This window comes from Arthrobacter sp. Z5-13, from assembly GCF_056499105.1.
The window spans coordinates 1,610,645-1,627,191 of record NZ_CP096460.1 but is presented as its reverse complement, the minus strand read 5'-3'; the positions used below and the strand labels follow the sequence as shown (position 1 = coordinate 1,627,191).

Annotated in this window: 15 protein-coding genes; 4 read left to right on the top strand and 11 right to left on the bottom strand. The window is 62.4% G+C overall.

Annotated features, from left to right (window positions below; translation table 11 throughout):
- Nucleotides 1-18 precede the first annotated feature (18 nt).
- The 5 genes from M1E02_RS07655 to M1E02_RS07635 all read right to left on the bottom strand — a co-directional run bounded on the left by M1E02_RS07655 (nt 19) and on the right by M1E02_RS07635 (nt 6,376).
- Nucleotides 19-1,590: a transporter gene (locus tag M1E02_RS07655; RefSeq protein WP_479377482.1), complete on the bottom strand. Its 1,572-nt coding sequence runs from the start codon at nt 1,588-1,590 to the stop codon at nt 19-21.
- Nucleotides 1,572-2,366, bottom strand: coding sequence for an ABC transporter ATP-binding protein (locus tag M1E02_RS07650; protein ID WP_479377481.1), 795 nt, complete (start codon nt 2,364-2,366; stop codon nt 1,572-1,574). Before M1E02_RS07650 ends, M1E02_RS07655 begins: the two co-directional genes overlap by 19 nt.
- A gap of 72 nt (nt 2,367-2,438) precedes the next feature.
- Entirely contained in the window at nt 2,439-3,539 is a 1,101-nt protein-coding gene (locus tag M1E02_RS07645; protein ID WP_479377480.1) for an NADH:flavin oxidoreductase/NADH oxidase, read from the bottom strand.
- A complete protein-coding gene (locus M1E02_RS07640) occupies nt 3,539-4,543 on the bottom strand; it encodes a co-chaperone YbbN (RefSeq protein WP_479377479.1) in 1,005 nt (334 codons plus the stop codon). Before M1E02_RS07640 ends, M1E02_RS07645 begins: the two co-directional genes overlap by 1 nt.
- A 48-nt stretch (nt 4,544-4,591) precedes the next feature.
- Nucleotides 4,592-6,376 (bottom strand): DUF8094 domain-containing protein, encoded by a 1,785-nt coding sequence (locus tag M1E02_RS07635; RefSeq protein ID WP_479377478.1) that lies wholly within the window; start codon nt 6,374-6,376, stop codon nt 4,592-4,594.
- 278 nt (nt 6,377-6,654) lie between these two features.
- On the opposite strand from M1E02_RS07635, the gene M1E02_RS07630 reads away from it, so the two are divergent.
- A complete protein-coding gene (locus M1E02_RS07630) occupies nt 6,655-7,881 on the top strand; it encodes an AI-2E family transporter (RefSeq protein WP_479378096.1) in 1,227 nt (408 codons plus the stop codon).
- Between the two features lie 30 nt (nt 7,882-7,911).
- Here the strand turns inward: M1E02_RS07630 and M1E02_RS07625 are convergent, their stop codons facing one another.
- Nucleotides 7,912-8,706, bottom strand: coding sequence for an alpha/beta hydrolase (locus M1E02_RS07625; protein ID WP_479377477.1), 795 nt, complete (start codon nt 8,704-8,706; stop codon nt 7,912-7,914).
- An 80-nt stretch (nt 8,707-8,786) separates the two neighbouring features.
- Nucleotides 8,787-9,161, bottom strand: coding sequence for an ATP/GTP-binding protein (locus tag M1E02_RS07620; RefSeq protein WP_479377476.1), 375 nt, complete (start codon nt 9,159-9,161; stop codon nt 8,787-8,789).
- Nucleotides 9,162-9,293: 132 nt separating this feature from the next.
- On the opposite strand from M1E02_RS07620, the gene nucS reads away from it, so the two are divergent.
- From nucS to M1E02_RS07605, 3 genes are all read left to right on the top strand, one after another.
- Nucleotides 9,294-9,989, top strand: a complete 696-nt coding sequence (nucS, locus tag M1E02_RS07615; RefSeq protein ID WP_479378095.1) for an endonuclease NucS — start codon at nt 9,294-9,296, stop codon at nt 9,987-9,989.
- A 58-nt stretch (nt 9,990-10,047) separates the two neighbouring features.
- Entirely contained in the window at nt 10,048-11,280 is a 1,233-nt protein-coding gene (locus M1E02_RS07610) for an N-acetylglucosamine-6-phosphate deacetylase (RefSeq protein ID WP_479377475.1), read from the top strand.
- Between the two features lie 296 nt (nt 11,281-11,576).
- Nucleotides 11,577-11,780: a cold-shock protein gene (locus M1E02_RS07605; RefSeq protein WP_011692441.1), complete on the top strand. Its 204-nt coding sequence runs from the start codon at nt 11,577-11,579 to the stop codon at nt 11,778-11,780.
- 184 nt (nt 11,781-11,964) lie between these two features.
- Here the strand turns inward: M1E02_RS07605 and M1E02_RS07600 are convergent, their stop codons facing one another.
- The 4 genes from M1E02_RS07600 to M1E02_RS07585 are packed head-to-tail and all read right to left on the bottom strand — an operon-like array spanning nt 11,965 to nt 16,547.
- Entirely contained in the window at nt 11,965-14,520 is a 2,556-nt protein-coding gene (locus tag M1E02_RS07600) for a bifunctional lysylphosphatidylglycerol flippase/synthetase MprF (protein WP_479377474.1), read from the bottom strand.
- Complete coding sequence (locus tag M1E02_RS07595) at nt 14,517-15,815, bottom strand: alpha/beta hydrolase (protein WP_479377473.1); 1,299 nt, start codon at nt 15,813-15,815, stop codon at nt 14,517-14,519. Before M1E02_RS07595 ends, M1E02_RS07600 begins: the two co-directional genes overlap by 4 nt.
- Before the next feature lie 5 nt (nt 15,816-15,820).
- Nucleotides 15,821-16,252, bottom strand: coding sequence for a DUF2550 domain-containing protein (locus M1E02_RS07590; RefSeq protein ID WP_247042891.1), 432 nt, complete (start codon nt 16,250-16,252; stop codon nt 15,821-15,823).
- Between the two features lie 10 nt (nt 16,253-16,262).
- Complete coding sequence (locus M1E02_RS07585; protein ID WP_479377472.1) at nt 16,263-16,547, bottom strand: F0F1 ATP synthase subunit epsilon; 285 nt, start codon at nt 16,545-16,547, stop codon at nt 16,263-16,265.

The window sequence follows — 16,547 nt, the reverse complement described above, 5'->3', positions numbered from 1 at the left end:
CCAGCTTTCTGTTTTCTGCTACCGGTTAACGGAAAGTTGCGCGAGCAGTTCCGGACCGCGGGTGTCGAGCCATTTACCCCCCAGCCGCACCCCGGTCCCGAACATCACAAGCCCCAGGATCGGACCCACAGCTAAGTTTATCCAGCCGAACAGGGGCTCCCCGGCCACTAACTGCAACAGGAGCAACACGCCTTCCGGAGAAACCAGCAAAAGCAGCACACCCATACCTCCAAACTGGACCCCCAGAGTCTGGGCCACATTTCCCGGCGGCTTTTTGAACGGGCTGTCACCAGGCAGGGGAACCGCAACGGTGTATCTTGCCGAGACCACCGAAGCCAACCCAAGGCCAGTCAGCAGGATGCCCAGCGAGAAGCCAAGGACTCCCGGGAGCTTGCTCCAGTCCTGCGTAACCATGAAGGGAAATATGCTGAAGGCCACCGTAACCGGCAAAGCGAACACCAGGCATGCCGTGGCTCGGCCGAGCCGGTCATCCAGCCCGCGTACACCGCTGGCCAGATGCAGGGCAAAGGCGGTGTTGTCATACGAGACATCAGCAGAAATCGCCCAGGCCAGCATGAAGGCGGTCAGGGGGCCCATCACCGTCAGGACGCCATACTCGCCGGTCTGGCTTCCCTGGAAGAACATCAGCACCGGTAGAAGAGGGATGACCACCAGCGATCCCGAGTAGCGCGGGTCCCTGAGCCAGTAGGTCAATGAGCGCGCTGTAACCGCTCCTGCCGGGGTGGCCGGGAGGAGCCCAAACAGGCCAAGATGCCCGCCCTTGCGCCGGGAGCTCCCGGCATATGGCGGTGTGACCAATGCCCGCTCCAGGAGGACCTTCCAACACCACGTCAGGCCTGCAAGCGTTCCCAGTGCGATGAGCAGCTTCAGGACTGCTACGTCAGGGTTCCCCGCTGAGACATCGCCGCCGAGTGACCAGGCCGCCCCCAGAGGCGTCCACGACAGAGTGTCGGCGAAGCCTGGGAGAAAATCCGCCGAGTCAGCAATTCCCCTGGTGACTACGGCCATGAGCGGGCCAAGCAGGATCAGGGGAATCATAAAAACAAGGGAGCTTGCGTCCTTGAACCGGCGGGAAGCGGCAAGGCCGGCAGTTGCAGTGGTAACTACCCGGGACAGCACAATGCAGGTAAGGACCCCCAGGATTGCACCGGCCAGGGCCGCCACAGGGCCCAACGGCCCACGCCACCAGGTGCCTACTGTGGAAAGCGCGACGATGGCTGTGGCCAGGCCTGGAATCCCGATCAAGCCGCCAAGGGCCAGCCCGGCCAGTAATTTGGGCATGGGCACGCTGAAAGTGGTGAATCGTGCCGGGTCCAGTGTCATGTCGACGGCGGAAGCCACCACCGGGATAACGGCCCACCCCAGGACGGCGGAAGCTCCACCCAGAACCACGAATGTCTGCGCCAACTCCACCTCGGCAGAGCGCAAAAAGATCAGGGCAGCAGCGCAGATTCCGGCAATCCCCAAGGCGTACAACCCGCCGATGGCCAGACCAATCAGCTGCCATGGGCTCCGCCTGAAGCTGTTGCGGAGCAGCGTCAGCTTGAGCCTTAGAAGGTGCGCAACCATTCCAGCCCCTCCGTTTTGCTGCGTCCGCCGACCAATTGGACAAAACGGTCCTCAAGGCTGACTCCGGCGCGCACTTCGTCGACGGTGCCGGCGGCGAGCAGGCGGCCGGCGGCAACGACGGCCACATGATCACACATCCTCTGCACGAGGTCCATCACGTGGCTCGACACAATCACGGTCCCGCCCGAAGCGACGTAACGGTCCAGGATGTCGCGTATGTTGGCAGCCGAGACGGGGTCAACAGATTCAAAAGGTTCATCCAGCACCAGAACGCGGGGGGCATGGATCAGCGCCGAGGCCAGGGCTATCTTCTTGGTCATACCTGCCGAATAATCCACCACCAGCGTTCCGGCATCCTGCGTCAGGTCCAGTGCTTCCAAGAGCTCACGGACACGGGAGGAGACCACGGCCCTGTCCATTCCTCGCAGGAGCCCGGCATAGGTGACAAGCTGTTCCCCGGTAAGCCTGTCGAACAGGCGCACTCCGTCCGGCAGGATTCCCATGAGCCTCTTTGCCTCCAGCGGATGCGTCCAGACGTCCACGCCCTGCACTGCGGCCGTTCCAAAATCGGGGCGCAAGAGCCCTGTGGCCATCGACAGCATGGTGGTCTTGCCCGCTCCGTTGGGGCCGACTATCCCGAAAAAAGAACCGGACGGTACATCAAGGCTGATGCCGTCGACGGCGATCTTGCCACCGAACCTCTTGGCTATCCCCCGCAGCGACAGGGCCGGTACGGATGGTGGCGGGCTTGGCTGGTCCGGCTGGGGAAGAGTCATGTTTCCACACTATCCGCCGCCTGCCCCGGGAGGGCTCGTCCGAAAGGAGGAATCCGACACGTCGGAGCATCGTCAGAAAGAGTGACGGGGCCTGGCGCGCTCGTACTGAGGTGGCCAGGAAAGATCATGCCCCAACTCGAAGGCCGCCCTAAGCCACCAGTGGGGATCGCGTAAGGCGGCACGGGCAATGAAAATTCCATCTGCCTGGCCGGTGGCAACAGCGTGCTCAGCCTGGCCGGCTGACGTCAAAAGACCCACGGTTCCCGTTGGAACGTCGGCCTCGTGCCGGATCCGGGTGGAGAAGCCTGTTTGATATCCCGGTCCGGCCTGGATCTTTTGATGTGCCACAGCGCCGCCGCTTGAGACATCTATGAGGTCAACACCGCGCTCTGCCGCTTGGCGGGCCAGCCGCACAGCGTGTTCCACTTCCACACCGCCCTCTGCCCAATCGGAGGCCGAGATTCGAAGCAGCAAAGGCATCGAATCGGGGATCACGTCCCTGACGGCGTCGACAACCGCGAGCATCAGCCGGTTCCTGCCATCCTCGCTGCCACCCCAGGCATCGGTCCTGTCGTTCACCAGGGGGCTTTGAAACTCATGGAGCAGGTAGCCGTGGGCACCGTGGATCTCCACAGTATCGAAGCCGGCTTCCACGGCCCGCACCGCGGCGGCTGCGAAGTCCCGGATCACATCCTGAATTTCCTGTTCCGTCATCGCGGAAGGAGGCGCATAGCCGTCAAAGGCACCGGTTCCTGGCCCCACAGTGGGCCACCCGCCGTCGGACTCCGGCACTGAGCCGTTCCGTCCGGAAAAGGGCCAGTACGTGGAACCCTTGCGTCCGGCGTGGGCCAGCTGTGCGCCGATTTTGGCATCAGCGGCGCCATGGCGGTGCACAAAGTGGATGATCCGCTCCCACCCGGAGGCCTGCTCACCGTTGTACAGGCCCGCATCGAGCGGACTGATCCTGCCCACAGGGTTGACCGCCGCAGCTTCGGTGAGGATCAGGGCAGCACCCCCTGCGGCGAAAGAGCCCAGATGCATGAGGTGCCAGTCGTGGGGCACCCCTTCTCCTGTTTCAGCCCCGCAGCTGTACTGGCACATGGGTGAGACCCACCCCCGGTGCTGCAGCGTCATGGAGCGCAGGGTCAGAGGCGTGAAGAGCATAGAGCCCATTAGAAAAGAACCCTGGCGAGTCCTTGCCGTGCCTTGGCCACCCGCTGATCCGAGGGACCTACAACCTCAAAAAGTTCCAGCAGCCGGACCCGTGCCGTCTCGCGCTCAGGACCGAAATTCCTGCCGATAAAGGAAACCAGGCGGTTCAAGGCATCCTCGATGTGTCCGCCGGCAAGATCCAGGTCAGCGACTGTCAACTGTGCTTCGAGATTGTCCGGCTCGTCCGCCGCGAGTTTACGCAGCGCCTCGCCTTCGGGAACCGAGAGTGCCTGCAAACGGCCCATCAGCTCGACCTGCGCCAATCCGGCTTTGGCCTCCAGGTCAGCGGGCATTTCTGCCAATGCCTTGCGGTACGCAGCGGCGGCGGCAGTGTAGTCGCCGGCCTCGATGGCATCGAACGCTTCCTGGTGAAGGGGCGGAAGCGGGGCGGGCTCAGGTTCCCCGGCCGGTTCATCAGAACCGCCGATCCTGCCGTTTACCCCGTTTGCCGCTGCAACTTTCAGCAGCTCGTCCAGCAGGCTTTGGATCTGCTGTTCGTCTGCGCCGCCCTGGAAAAGCGGCACGGGTTGGCCTTTGACCACTGCAACAGCGGTCGGGACGGCCTGCACCTGGAAGGCCTGGGCAAGCTGCGGAAACGCCTCAATATCGGCAGTTCCCAGGACCAGCCGGCCATCATAGCCGTTGATGATCCGCTCGAGGACGTCAAGCGTGGCTTCAGAACCAGGTGAGTATCCGGCCCACAGGGCGAAAACAACCGGCACCTGTGTGGAAAGCTCGACGAGTTCCTGGAAATTTGTTTCCGTGGCGGCCACCCGCAGGGGGCGTCCACCGGCGGGTGGCTCAGTTCCAGCGGCAGAGCCGGGCGTGGAACTCTGCGAAGCGGGCGGACCTGACGGCGTTCCTGAGGCAGCACGCTGCTTGAGGGCCGAAAGATCGACGGCGCCGCGAAGGTTCAGCTGACTGGCAGCGGCCGGAGGGACAGGGCGGGAAGCTGGCGAACTCATAGCTTCCACTCTAGCCACTCCGGCCGTCGCCGGTGTCAACCCCGGATGCTACTTGAAGCCAGCTCCGATGAGTCCACGGGTTGCCGCTACCAGCTTCATGGGGTCCTTGGAACCTGTCGGCGGCACGTACACGGCAACTGACTCCGCAAAGTTCAGGACCATGCCTGACGTCGTTTCCTTGCCGCCGGCCAGGACTGCTGCGTCATCACCGATGGTCAGCTTGTCCCCGGAAGCCTTGGGCGTTCCGTCGAAGGCGAAGTCGAGGCGTCCGAGAACCAGGGCGCCGCCGTCGGCCGTCCGGAAGACAACTGTCTGCTTCGGGTCAACCTTGTGGGTGAAGGCGAAATTGCCGTTGAGTCCCGACTTCACCGCGTCGGCCTGGTAGGCCAGGGTGTCGGCGATGTACGGGGACGACTGGCCTTCAACAAGCTTGTCCTTGAACGTGGAGTCGTCCTTGGTCAGGCGGTCGCCCAGGCCTGCGAGGGCTTCCTCACCGCTGTACAGGAGGCCTGACTTGTCGCCGGCGGCCAATGCTTCGCTGCCCTCAGTACCGATGGCAGGAAGGGTGGTTCCCGGCTGAAGCGGTGTGGTGAGCACCAGCTTGTAGTTCTCCCGCGGAGAGGGCTGCACCAGCGTGAGGAGCTGCGGAACCACGTTGCCCTCACCCTGGGTAACTGTCAGCACGGAGCGCGGCCAATCGCTCTTGCTCGGGACAACTGCGGTGAGCTGCTTCGTGGCACGCACGGGCATACGGGCCTCGTAGGAACCCACCTGTGAACGGATCTTGTAGTTCTGTCCACGGACATCAAGCTCGGTCCCGCCGACTCTGGCCTTAAGCTTTTCGACATCCTTTGCGGCGTCGCCTGCGTCAACGGTGCTGGCTACCTGCTCCAGGACCCGGCGGAGCTGCGCATCCAACAGGACAGGCGCTTTCTCTTCCGCTGCCGGCTCAGCAGGGGCGGAAGAAGCTGCGGAGGGCGACGGAGCCGGAGTGGTGGCTTGGGCGGCAACGCCGCTTCCGGCTACGGCGGTGGCAGTGAGCGCGGCAACGATGAATCCGCCCCGTGCCAGGCCAACCCGGCGGAGACCGCTCATACGCGTGAGGGTGTTGGAGTTGACCGCGGTTGCGCCAGAGCCGCTTCCGCGAGCGGCACTCGTGGAGGCTCCCCGGTCGGAATAGGTGCTTTCAATGCCGCCCGTTCCACCTGAGCTGCTGTTCCTGCCTCGCTTTGGCTTGATTGTCAACAAAGCAATGCCCGCCAGCATGATCAGGCCACCCAGGACCATAAAGGGCACTGCCCAGGGGGTAGAGGTGTCGTTGTCGAACGTCATGGAGATCGACGACGGCGCGGGCTTAGTACCGTCCGAAGCGAGCAAGAGGCTCCATTCGCCGTCGGCCGGGGCGTTCCAGGTGTAGTTGAGGTCGCCACTGGCGTTCTCGGTGGACACCCAGAGGTCCGAACCCGCGGGAGTCGGTGACGTTGCTTCGCCGTCGGTGTGTGTCACCTGCAATGATTTGCTGTCCTCGGACACGCCCGAGACGGTGTTGTGGGCTGTTTTTCCGATCCACGCGCTGACGTCATCAGGGCGGCCGGTGGCCAGCAGGAAACTGCCTTCGCCCTTGACACTGATCTTGACCGTTCCTCCGCCATGCGTGCGCAGCTTCTGGTCTATGACGGTCAGGGGCACGGCAGCAGAGTCGGAGGGGGCCATGGCCGTTACGGTCTCGGCCGGGGCCCAGATTGTCTTCTGTCCGATCCCGGCCAGTAATACCAGGAGGCCGAGCAGCACTAGTGCGACTGCAGTCTTGAAACGCAAAGAATCACCTATCATCAGCGGGGGTTTGCTTTCAATAGTAACCGTTTTGTTACCAATCTCTGAGTCAGGGGTTGGGCGCGACGCTGAATCGACGCCCCTCCGCGGCGCTTCACCCGGGCTGGAATGGGCCTGCTGATAGTGTTTGCGATGATCATCACACCGGCGGCGAAGGCGGTGTAACGCGTAGAAACATGCACGGAAAAGGGCACTAAAAAGCTGTGACTGAACACACGGATTCGTCCCCCTCAGGACAGGAAGATCTACAAGGATCCGTTGCCCCGGAACCTGTTGTGGTGGAATCGGTGGAACGTCGCCCAAAGAACGCTCCCCGCGCCGCTTTGCTGGGATCGGTCATCAGACGGCTCCGCCAGCCACTGCCGGGAGCCCAACCGCGCGTGCGCTTCGAAATGCCTCCCGAGCACATCGATGACGAACAGCTGAGCGGGGAAGATGCTGAGCGCTTCGGTGCCCCCGGACCACGTATCTCTGCCCAGCATCCGGTCTATGTGGGATTCATGGGGACCGTTGGCGTGGGGATGGCTTTGCTGGTCTACTGGATCGGCTCCAACACCACGCAACTGCTGCTCTGGATTGTGGCGGCGCTTTTCATTGCTTTGGGACTGGATCCGGTGGTGCGCTGGCTTGAGGGCCGCAAGTTGCCCCGGCCTGTGGGTATCCTCGTTTCGGTTGCCGTCCTGGCCTCAGCCGTCGCCGGTTTTTTCGCCACGCTGATCCCCACCATCGTCGAGCAGGTCACAGAGATTGTTGAGCAGGCGCCCGTCTGGGTCCGTGACTTCATCAACTCCGATCTTTTCCGCACTCTCGATGACCAGTTTGGAGTACGGGACCGCATCACTGAGGAACTGGAAAAGTTCGTCAATGATCCCGCGGCAATGAGCGGCATCTTCGGCGGAGTCCTTGGCTTCGGATCCACGGTGGCAAACGGCCTGTTCGGCACCCTGATTGTCCTGGTCCTGAGCCTTTACTTCCTGGCCGCCCTGCCCAATATGAAGAAGTGGGCCTATCGGCTGGCGCCGAGGTCGCGCCGAGCCAGGGTCGAGGCGCTTTCGGAGGAAATCACGGGGTCGGTCGGAAACTATGTCATCGGGCAGGCCGCGGTCGCCGGACTCAACGCAACCTTCGCCTTTATCGTGATGTCGGTGCTCGGCATTCCGTTCGCGGTACTGCTGACGTTTGTGGTTGCCCTGCTCGCCTTCATCCCTCTGGTGGGAGGACTGATCGCCGGCGTCCTGGTAACGCTGATCGCGCTCACCGCCGGCTGGCAGACAGCCCTCGGGTACGCGATCTGCTACTTCGCCTACCTGCAGTTCGAGGCCTACTTCATCTCCCCGCGCATTATGCAGAAGGCTGTTGCCGTGCCGGGCGCTGTGGCTGTCATCTCGGTCATCGCCGGCGGCAGCCTCCTGGGGGTTCTGGGCGCCCTGATCGCTATTCCCACTGCGGCGGCCACCATGCTGCTGGTCCGGGAGATCTTCATCGTTCGCCAGGACAAGCACTAGCCAGGGCAAGCACCGTGGCGCGGCAAAGCGCTACGGGGCTGCAGCGGCTATCGGTCCGTTCCATTCCTGGGGCAGTTCCGCAGCGTCGTTCCGGTTCACTTCCGCGACGATCTCGTTAATGGCCCGAGCAGCGTACTTCTCCCCCACCCACAGGTGCTTGGCGCCGTCGACTCCCACCACTTTTGCCTGCGGAACCAAACCGAACCGCTCAGCCGCTGCTTCCGGTCGCAGATAGTCGTCGTGTTCGGGGACCAGGACTTTTAGCGGTTTGCCTGAGGCAGCCCACTCCTTCAAGTGCACGTCCGTGGCACGGTGCAGCGGAGGCGATAAAAGGACTGCGCCTTCTACCTGCGAAGCCACCGGTTCCACGGCACCGTACATAAGGGCGAGTTCCGTACCGAAGGACCACCCCACCAGCCACCGGTTAGGCAGCCGGCGTTCGACGGCGAATCGGACAGCCGCTTCGACGTCATGGCGTTCACCGATGCCCTCCTCAAATTTCCCCTGGCTCGTCCCGCGCGGGGATGACGTTCCGCGGGTGTTGAACCGCAGGACGGCGATACCAGCGAGCGCGGGCAGGCGGTAGGAAGCCTTGCGGTACACGTGGGAGTCCATAAAGCCGCCGTGCGTGGGCAGCGGATGGAGGGTGATCAGCGTAGCGGTGATCTCTCCCGACTCCGGCACTGCGAGTTCACCCACCAGCACGTGCCCGTCGTCGGTGGTGATTTCCACGTTTTCGCGCCGGGCAGGAAGAACGGTGGAGGCCCGGATCGCAGCAGGGCCTGAGGACGGGGAGAATGCGTACGACGCCGGGTTAAAAGTCATGCTTATCAGCTTAGCCACCCTCCCTGCTGGCGGGGTTCACCTGTGGCAGGTTCAGCAGTCACATGGCAGCACCGGCAGATTCAGCGGTGGCGGTAGCTTCGGGAGGTCCAGCAGTTCGTGTGCCAATGACGCCGCTCTGCGAGCCCCGCGGCCGGTCCGAACAGGTGATCATCCTGCCAGACAACCAAATGCGCTATCCCGGGAAGCACCGCTGTTGAGCATCCCGGGCAGATGTAGGCCTTTTCAGCCCGCTTTGCCGTCATGGGCCGGACCATCCAGTCACCGTCGGGCGCACTTTCGCGGCGGGTGAAGCCGGAGCGGGCCCTTTCAAGATCCAGCTCAGGGACGTCCCCGGCGTCGTTCCGGCCAGGTTTTCCAGGTGCCCTTCCCGGACCTGCTTTTCCCTGCCCTGCTTTTCCTGACGTGGGGCGGCGGGGACGGTTGGAGCGGGGCATGGTTCCATTCTGCCCCATTCCACTGTGCCGCCCGTTGCAACAGTGCCGCAGTCAGGTAGTGCCCCCTTGGGCACCGCGACAGTCCATCCTGTGCTGCCGGCGGAACGGCGGCCAAGCGGTAATGTGTACCGGGTGCGCCTCGTCATAGCCCGTTGTTCAGTTGATTACGTCGGAAGACTCAAAGCCCATCTTCCCCTTGCCACCAGGCTGTTGCTGGTCAAGGCGGACGGTTCCGTGCTGGTCCATTCCGACGGCGGATCCTACAAGCCGTTGAACTGGATGAGTCCTCCGGCGGTACTCAGAGTCTCCTCCCCCGACGACGTCGAGCTCGAGGTAGGTGTCACCGAGCAGTGGACAGTGCAATCGGCCAAAACGGATGACCGCCTGATCATCAACATCCATGAGCATCTCCACGATACGTCCCATGACTTGGGCCTGGATCCCGGCCTGATCAAGGACGGCGTGGAAGCAGACCTGCAGAGGCTCCTGGCCGAGCAGATCGAAACGCTGGGTTCGGGATTTTCCTTGATCCGCCGCGAATACTTCACCGCGATCGGACCGGTAGACATCCTGGCCCGGGACTCTAATGGCGCCACCGTAGCCATTGAGCTGAAACGACGCGGCGACATCGATGGCGTTGAACAGCTGACGCGGTATCTTGAGCTGCTGAACAGGGATCCGTTGCTGGCACCCGTCCGCGGCATCTTTGCCGCCCAGCAGATCAAGCCGCAGGCCAAGGTCCTTGCCAACGACCGGGGCATTGACTGTATAACCCTCGACTACGACGCCATGCGCGGTGTAGATGACAGCGAGTCCCGGCTTTTCTGAGCACCGAGCTGGGTTCCATCCCGGCTTGCCGGCGCGCACTCCCGCCTAGACTCGTTCCATGACTACGCCACCGATTCCGCCGATCCGCAAAGTCATGTACGGAACGCTTGTCAGTGACGGAACAACTACCCGAAATGCCGTGGTGGCTGTCGAGGGCGACCGCATTTCCTATGCGGGGCCGGCGGCTGGATTTGATGCCGCTGCCTTTCCCGGCGCGTCCGAGGAAAAACTGCCCGCAGATTCCTTGCTCCTTCCAGGACTCGTGGACCTCCATTGCCATGGCGCGGCCGGCGGCGACTTCCCAGGCGCAGATGAACATGCTGTCCGCCCGGCGCTCGACTTTATCCACGGCTCAGGGACAACCACTCTATTGGCCAGCCTCGTCACAGCTTCCCGGGAGGATCTGCTCCGCGGCATCAGCCTCTTTTCCCGGCTTTGCGAAGAGGGCCTGGTGGCTGGGATACACCTCGAAGGGCCCTTCCTGTCCCTGGCCCGTTGCGGAGCCCAGAACCCGGAGTTTCTCCTGAAACCCGACCTCGGGCTGATGTCCGAGCTGGTAGCGGCTGCGGCAGGACGACTGGCCACTATGACCTATGCGCCGGAGTTGCCGGGCGCCGCTGAACTGGTGGATCTGATGACGTCCCACGGGGTACGGCCGTCCCTTGGCCATACCAACTGCGACGACGACACGGCAGCCGCGTCGCTGGCGGCAGCCCGTGAAGGGCTGGAAGCAGCAGGATTCGACGGCGTGGACTCGCTTCCCACCGTCACCCACCTCTTCAACGGCATGCCTTCGCTCCACCACCGCTCCCCTGGCCCTGTAGCGGCATGCCTGCGGGCTGCCAAGGCTGGCGGCGCCGTGGTGGAGCTGATTGCTGACGGCACTCACGTGGCTCCGCTGACTGTAGTAACAGTTTTCGAACTCGTCGGGTCAGCCAACATTGCCCTTGTCACCGATTCCATGGCGGCAGCCGGCCTGCCTGACGGGCAATACACCCTGGGCTCCTCGGGGGTTACTGTCAAAAATGCGGTCGCTACTTTGGATACGACGGGAAGCCTGGCAGGCGGTACTGCAACGCTTCTTGACGTCGTGCGTACCACGGTGGCCTCCGGCGTCGCCCTCACTGACGCCGTTGCCTCGGCCTCGGCAGTTCCGGCTGCTGTGCTTGGACTTTCGAACGAAGTAGGCGGATTGAGACGGGGCCTTCGGGCCGATGTCCTGGTTGCAAGCGCCGGGCTTACCCCGGTCAAAGTCATGCGCAAGGGCACGTGGCTCGAGGCGGCCGGCTAATGATGCGCCCCGCAGTTCTCCATGACAAGGCTCGCGCCGTTGGAGTTCGCGTCTTTTTCACCCAAATTTTACGTATTTGCACGTTTTGACCGTTGACCTGACGCGGCTCCCGTGAAATTCTTATATCAGTCTTTGTGTAGGTGTTTTTCATGCTCGCAAGACATGTTGCGAGCGCGAAGCTTCTGCAGCTGAAACCCGGTTCCCGGGTTGCAAGCCAGGATTCTTCTCGCGGAGTGACCCAAGTCCAGCACGAAGTGTGCCGGTCTTATATAAAGTTCCACAATGAGGAGAAATAAATGGCACAGGGAACCGTCAAGTGGTTCAACGCTGAAAAGGGCTTCGGCTTCATCACCCCGGATGACTCCGATGGCGATGTCTTCGTTCACTATTCCGAGATCCAGACCGGTGGCTTCAAGACCCTCGATGAGAACCAGCGTGTTCAGTTCGAGATCGGTCAGGGCGCCAAGGGTCCCCAGGCTACCGGCGTAACGCTGGTCTAGTCCCGCCACGAACCCCGCTGACTAGAGCGGAGTGAATTGGTCAAAGATGGTCCCCGGCATTTATGCCGGGGACCATCTTTGCTTTCGAAGCTTTATTGCTTTCGGTCTATTTGCAGGAACGTATGACTGTCTTGTCCCGTCACAAATGTTTTACAGATTCTGAAAATATCCGCTCTCTCGATTTTCAACTGACCAGTGTGCGGAGCAACCGGGCACTCTGCCGGACCGATAGCCCCGGAAGGTAAGCCCTGCTCAGCGCACGGCCGATAGCAGGGAGCTGCAGTGGGTCCTGATAATACAGATAGAGGGTCCGGTACTCGGGCTTGAAGCGGGACTTGAAGGTCGCGAGGGAACGGAAGCCGTAGATCGGCTCCAGCGCCCCACCCACAACATCCAGGATCGCCGCCAGCCCCTCTGAGCGATCAGTCAAATCATCCTGTACGTGGCGCGGAGGCTGTCCCTGGACATCTTGGGCCAATGGGGAGCCTGAAAGGGATATGACCTCAACCGAGGAACGGAGTTCCAATACGGCGGAGGCGATAAGGAACTCCATAACTCCCGGGAAGCTGTCGCTGCGCCGCCGCATAAGGTCCAGCGTCCAGCTTGTCCGGCGGCCGTCGTCGAACACGGGGAGCCAGCTGGTCACTCCCTGGACCAGGCCCTCCGAGTCCACCGCGAGGCAGCAGAGCACCTGGTCATCCATCAACTCATCTATTCCACCAAGGGTGAAGCCCATTTCCGGAACAGATTTTTGGGCGGCCCACTCTTCTGACACTTCGATGAGCTGGGATCGCAAGGCCCCCGAGAGGCTTCCGTACGTGCCCCATACTGCCTTAACGCCGGTCTTGGCTGCCCGGTTTAGGGCCGTCCTGACGTTTTGCCATTCCTTACCCTTGAATTCAAGGTCCCGGATCGCAAGCCGGGTTTCCTGCGCCACCACCACCCGCTTGAACCCTCGCTCAAGCAATAGCGGCCACAGTTCATCCGTGCAGGAATAGAAGCAAGGGGTCAGGGCCTGCTCCGTGCAGAAGCCCAGAAAGCCGGCGGCCGTCTGATCTCTTTTTGGAGCAAGACCCAGCGGTCCGCCCAAGGTCAGAGCGACGCTGCCATGCTGTTGGTAGGCCACGGCGCCGTCCCGATTCCCGTTAAACCAATATCTGTTGGGCGCCCAGGACGCCATCCAGGACAACGAATCGCCGCCCTGCCGGATCAGTTTCGAGGCCTGTTCCCGATCTTCTTCAGCGGTGTCCTTCGGATGATGCCTGCGGAGCAGGACAAGCCACACAGTTGATAGCGTTACCAGCCAGAACACCGGTCCGGAATACGCAAAAAGGAACCCCTCCAACGCATTCCGGCCGTCAAAGATGCGGTGGTAAAGGCCGGGGATCGGCACAGGCAGGAACTGCCGGGCTAACTCGGACCCCAGTCCACCGAGGCCGCTGTCGCGCACCATGCCGCCTGCCGCGAACCAAACCACCGTATATGAGCCTGCCAGGACACACCACGATCCCCCCACCACCGCGCTGACCCTGCGGCGGACACGGGACGTCGACTCTACCCGGAACTGGCGCCGGTTCGCCCACAACACTGCCGCCAAAAGGAGCGGAACCACAACGAGCGGCAGGACGTGGACAAATCCCGAACTCATCACTGGTGTGTGGGGCCGGGAGGCTGAGTGCGGCATCTGCGCGAACAGTGACAGGTACACGGCCGAAAGCGCCGTAACGCCTAGCTGGACGGTCAGTGCTATCCGGAGGGCAAGCCTGCGACCGCGCCGCATTCCATCAGCGCAGATCAGCAGGAGAATCACTGGAACAACAGCCAGGGCCAAGCCCAACGGCCCGGCAAAGCTGTGCCTGCCGACCTCAAGGCAACTGACATCCACGGTTCCGCCGCAGCTTGCCTCCAGCTGGTTAAGTGTGGGCAACGGATTAAGCACCACATCCCTCAGCAGGGCCAACGGCCCGCTGGGGCTGCGTGCAGCGGCGGTCAGGATCGGCCCAACCGCAAAAATCGCCACGGTCAACGCCAGAAGATTGCGGGTCTCGCGGCCAGTGGAGCGGTGCCACCGAGGCCTTCCCTGATCACTTTGGATCCACCACCCTGCGGCCATCCCGACAAGCGCCCCGAGCAGTCCCACCACTGTCTCGGCGTGACCGATGTAAAGGACCAGCAACAATGACACTGAGAGAACCGCCGTGCGCAGGCGCCGTTGCCAGAGCGTCGGCAACCGCCCGCTGGCAGCGAGGGACGCTGCCAGGACGGCTGCGTAAGGACCGATCAAGCGGACATCGACCATAGCTCCCAGCCAGGCGTCGCCCGCGAAGCGGGCCAGCTGCGTGACCAGCAAAAAGAGCGTCACAGCGGCGAACTGGCCAGCAGCAAAGAAGGCGGCTGCAAGTTTTGTGCCCAGATTCCGCTCGGCCAGGCCAAGCAACAACAGGATCATGAGCGCTGCCAGCCCGTAAGCCACTGGATTTGTGGCAAAAAACAGGGAGGTGAACATGCACCACCAATGGCCCGCCTTCAGGCCTAAGGCAGTCACGCTGGCCACATCCAGGGACCACTCGGGCGGGCCTGAAAGCACACTTCCCGTGCCCAGGCCGGTCAGGAGGAAAATACCGAGGACCGCAAGGGTAAACGGGATCGCTTTGAAATGGGCAGCGGCCGCTTTCCCGGTACCGGCAACCAGCCCGTTCCCCGCACTGCTCCCGAGGGGATCCTGTCTCGTCGACGTCATGATCCGATCCCCCAGCGCGCGGCCAGGAAGTCCAAGGCCTGCGGGAGACTTCCGGCTGTCGCCTCCCAAGAATGCCCGGTTTTCGGCACAACTTTCGTGTCGACGGCGAAGCCCGCCTTCCGGGCCGCGGCCGACAATTCCTCCAGGTAGGAGACGAACTCCTGATCTCCCGCTCCTGCCCCCAGGAACACCGCGTTGGCGTTGAAGCGCTGCTTCGCCATGATGTTCAAGGGAGTCTGCGCGTCGAAAGCAGCCGCATCTCCGCCAAAGGCAGCGTCTACCGTCTTATGCCGCTCCTTCGCGAGGGCCGGCTCCCTTTCACCGGAAAAAGAAAGGGCAGCATTGAAAACGTCCGGGTGCCGCGTCACCATTTGCAGGGCGCAGGTTCCCCCGAAAGAAAAACCGCCTGCCGCCCAGTTCCGGTGATCCTTCCCGACGTCGAGGTTGTGAATTATCCAGTTCGGTACGTCCTGGGACAGGTAGGTATCGGCCTTCGCTATCCGGCTGTCCATACAGAGAGTGTTGCCGTTGGCTGATCCGTTCGGGTCCACCACCACAACAACGGGAGCTATCCCATGATGCTGTGCGGCGAACCTGTCCATGTGAGCCCGGAGCATTCCTCCGGTAAGCCAATCAGCCGGCCCTCCGGGCTGACCGGCGAACATGACCAGCACAGGCAAAGCAGGACGCTGGGGGTCAAGGTAGGCAGGGGGCAGATAGATATAAGCATCACGGCCCGTAAAGCCTGAAGCGGGAGCCGGAATGTGGGCGCTCCTCAGCACCCCGCCGTCGGCAGGTTCTCCTTGGGGCCTCCACGTGGCCAGGTCCTGGAGCGGCGGATCCCCGTCCCGGGCCATGAGAGCCGATTCCAAGGGCGGAATCCGCGCTACGGCAGTACCCAAAAGGTCACCCACCGTGCGGTTCAGCCCGAAATATGTATTGATCTGCACGGTCGCCAGCAGGACCACAGCCAGCATGGACAGAGCGGAGAAGGTTCGCGCCCGCCAGGCGGAGCGCGGAAGTCGAGCCAGGAACAGGATAAAGGCGGCGACCGCAGGCACCGACCACGCGAGCACCTCGGCGGGCAGCGACTCCGGAAAGACAGCAACCACGTACAGGAGCAACCAGTGAACAGAAACTACAGCACCGGCAGCAGCTGCAATGCTGATGAGGACCTTCAGTGGCCAGCGTGACTCCCGATGCCAGAGGAGGTAGCCCAGGCCCCCGATTCCGGCAAGCCAGGCAAGCCAGACCACCGGTCCTGACGTGAGTTGGACATCAGCGAGGAAGTCCACGGCTGCTAACGCCAGGTACCTACACCGATGACCGGTCCGGCTTCAAGCCAGGACGATAATCCGGTATAGGCATCAAACTTCATGGCCAGCAGAACCTCCTGGCCTTCATAGCGCAGTTCGACGATGACTGAATCGGGGAGCACCTTGATCAGCTCAGCCTCAGTGGGTTTGCGCCGGCCAAGCAGCTCAAGCGAACTGCGGCGGAAAGTGTGCTTGGGGCGGACGCTGAGGGACACGAGGCGGAACCACTCGAGATCATTGTCCTGATAACGGCAAACCCCCATCTGCCAGCTGTTTCCAGCCGTGCAAATGGAGGCGTCCACGGTGCCCAGGGCGCGCCGCAGGTTATGGCGGCGCACCCCGAAAAGGCACAGTGTGAAAATCAGCAACAGAAAGACAGTTGCCAGTGCGATGAACGGATAACCAAGAGCGTCCATCAAGGTATTGCTAGCGGATCCCCGCAGTAGCCGCGTCACCCAGTTGGGCGTTGTCAGCAACAATAACCACTCTGTTGTTGTCGACCGAGAAGAATCCTCCGTCGACAACTACATTGAGGCGGTCACCGGAAACAGGCTGGATCGCCAGTTCACCTTCGGCCAGAATCGCCAGCAGGGGCGAGTGGCCGGGCAGGATTCCGATTTCACCATCGCTGGTGCGGGCCTTGACCATCTTGGCCGCTCCGGACCACACGAAGTGATCCGCTGCGACAATCTCAACCTCAAGCTCAGCCAT

Coding starts and splice junctions, on each gene's coding strand:
- M1E02_RS07650 (WP_479377481.1), bottom strand. CDS start 2,366: ATGACTCTTCCCCAGCCGGACCAGCCAAGCCCGCCACCATCCGTACCG.
- M1E02_RS07625 (WP_479377477.1), bottom strand. CDS start 8,706: ATGACTTTTAACCCGGCGTCGTACGCATTCTCCCCGTCCTCAGGCCCT.
- M1E02_RS07600 (WP_479377474.1), bottom strand. CDS start 14,520: ATGACGTCGACGAGACAGGATCCCCTCGGGAGCAGTGCGGGGAACGGG.
- M1E02_RS07590 (WP_247042891.1), bottom strand. CDS start 16,252: ATGGACGCTCTTGGTTATCCGTTCATCGCACTGGCAACTGTCTTTCTG.
- M1E02_RS07620 (WP_479377476.1), bottom strand. CDS start 9,161: ATGCCCCGCTCCAACCGTCCCCGCCGCCCCACGTCAGGAAAAGCAGGG.
- M1E02_RS07635 (WP_479377478.1), bottom strand. CDS start 6,376: ATGATAGGTGATTCTTTGCGTTTCAAGACTGCAGTCGCACTAGTGCTG.
- M1E02_RS07640 (WP_479377479.1), bottom strand. CDS start 4,543: ATGAGTTCGCCAGCTTCCCGCCCTGTCCCTCCGGCCGCTGCCAGTCAG.
- M1E02_RS07610 (WP_479377475.1), top strand. CDS start 10,048: ATGACTACGCCACCGATTCCGCCGATCCGCAAAGTCATGTACGGAACG.
- M1E02_RS07645 (WP_479377480.1), bottom strand. CDS start 3,539: ATGGGCTCTATGCTCTTCACGCCTCTGACCCTGCGCTCCATGACGCTG.
- M1E02_RS07655 (WP_479377482.1), bottom strand. CDS start 1,590: ATGGTTGCGCACCTTCTAAGGCTCAAGCTGACGCTGCTCCGCAACAGC.
- M1E02_RS07585 (WP_479377472.1), bottom strand. CDS start 16,547: ATGGCTGAGCTTGAGGTTGAGATTGTCGCAGCGGATCACTTCGTGTGG.
- M1E02_RS07605 (WP_011692441.1), top strand. CDS start 11,577: ATGGCACAGGGAACCGTCAAGTGGTTCAACGCTGAAAAGGGCTTCGGC.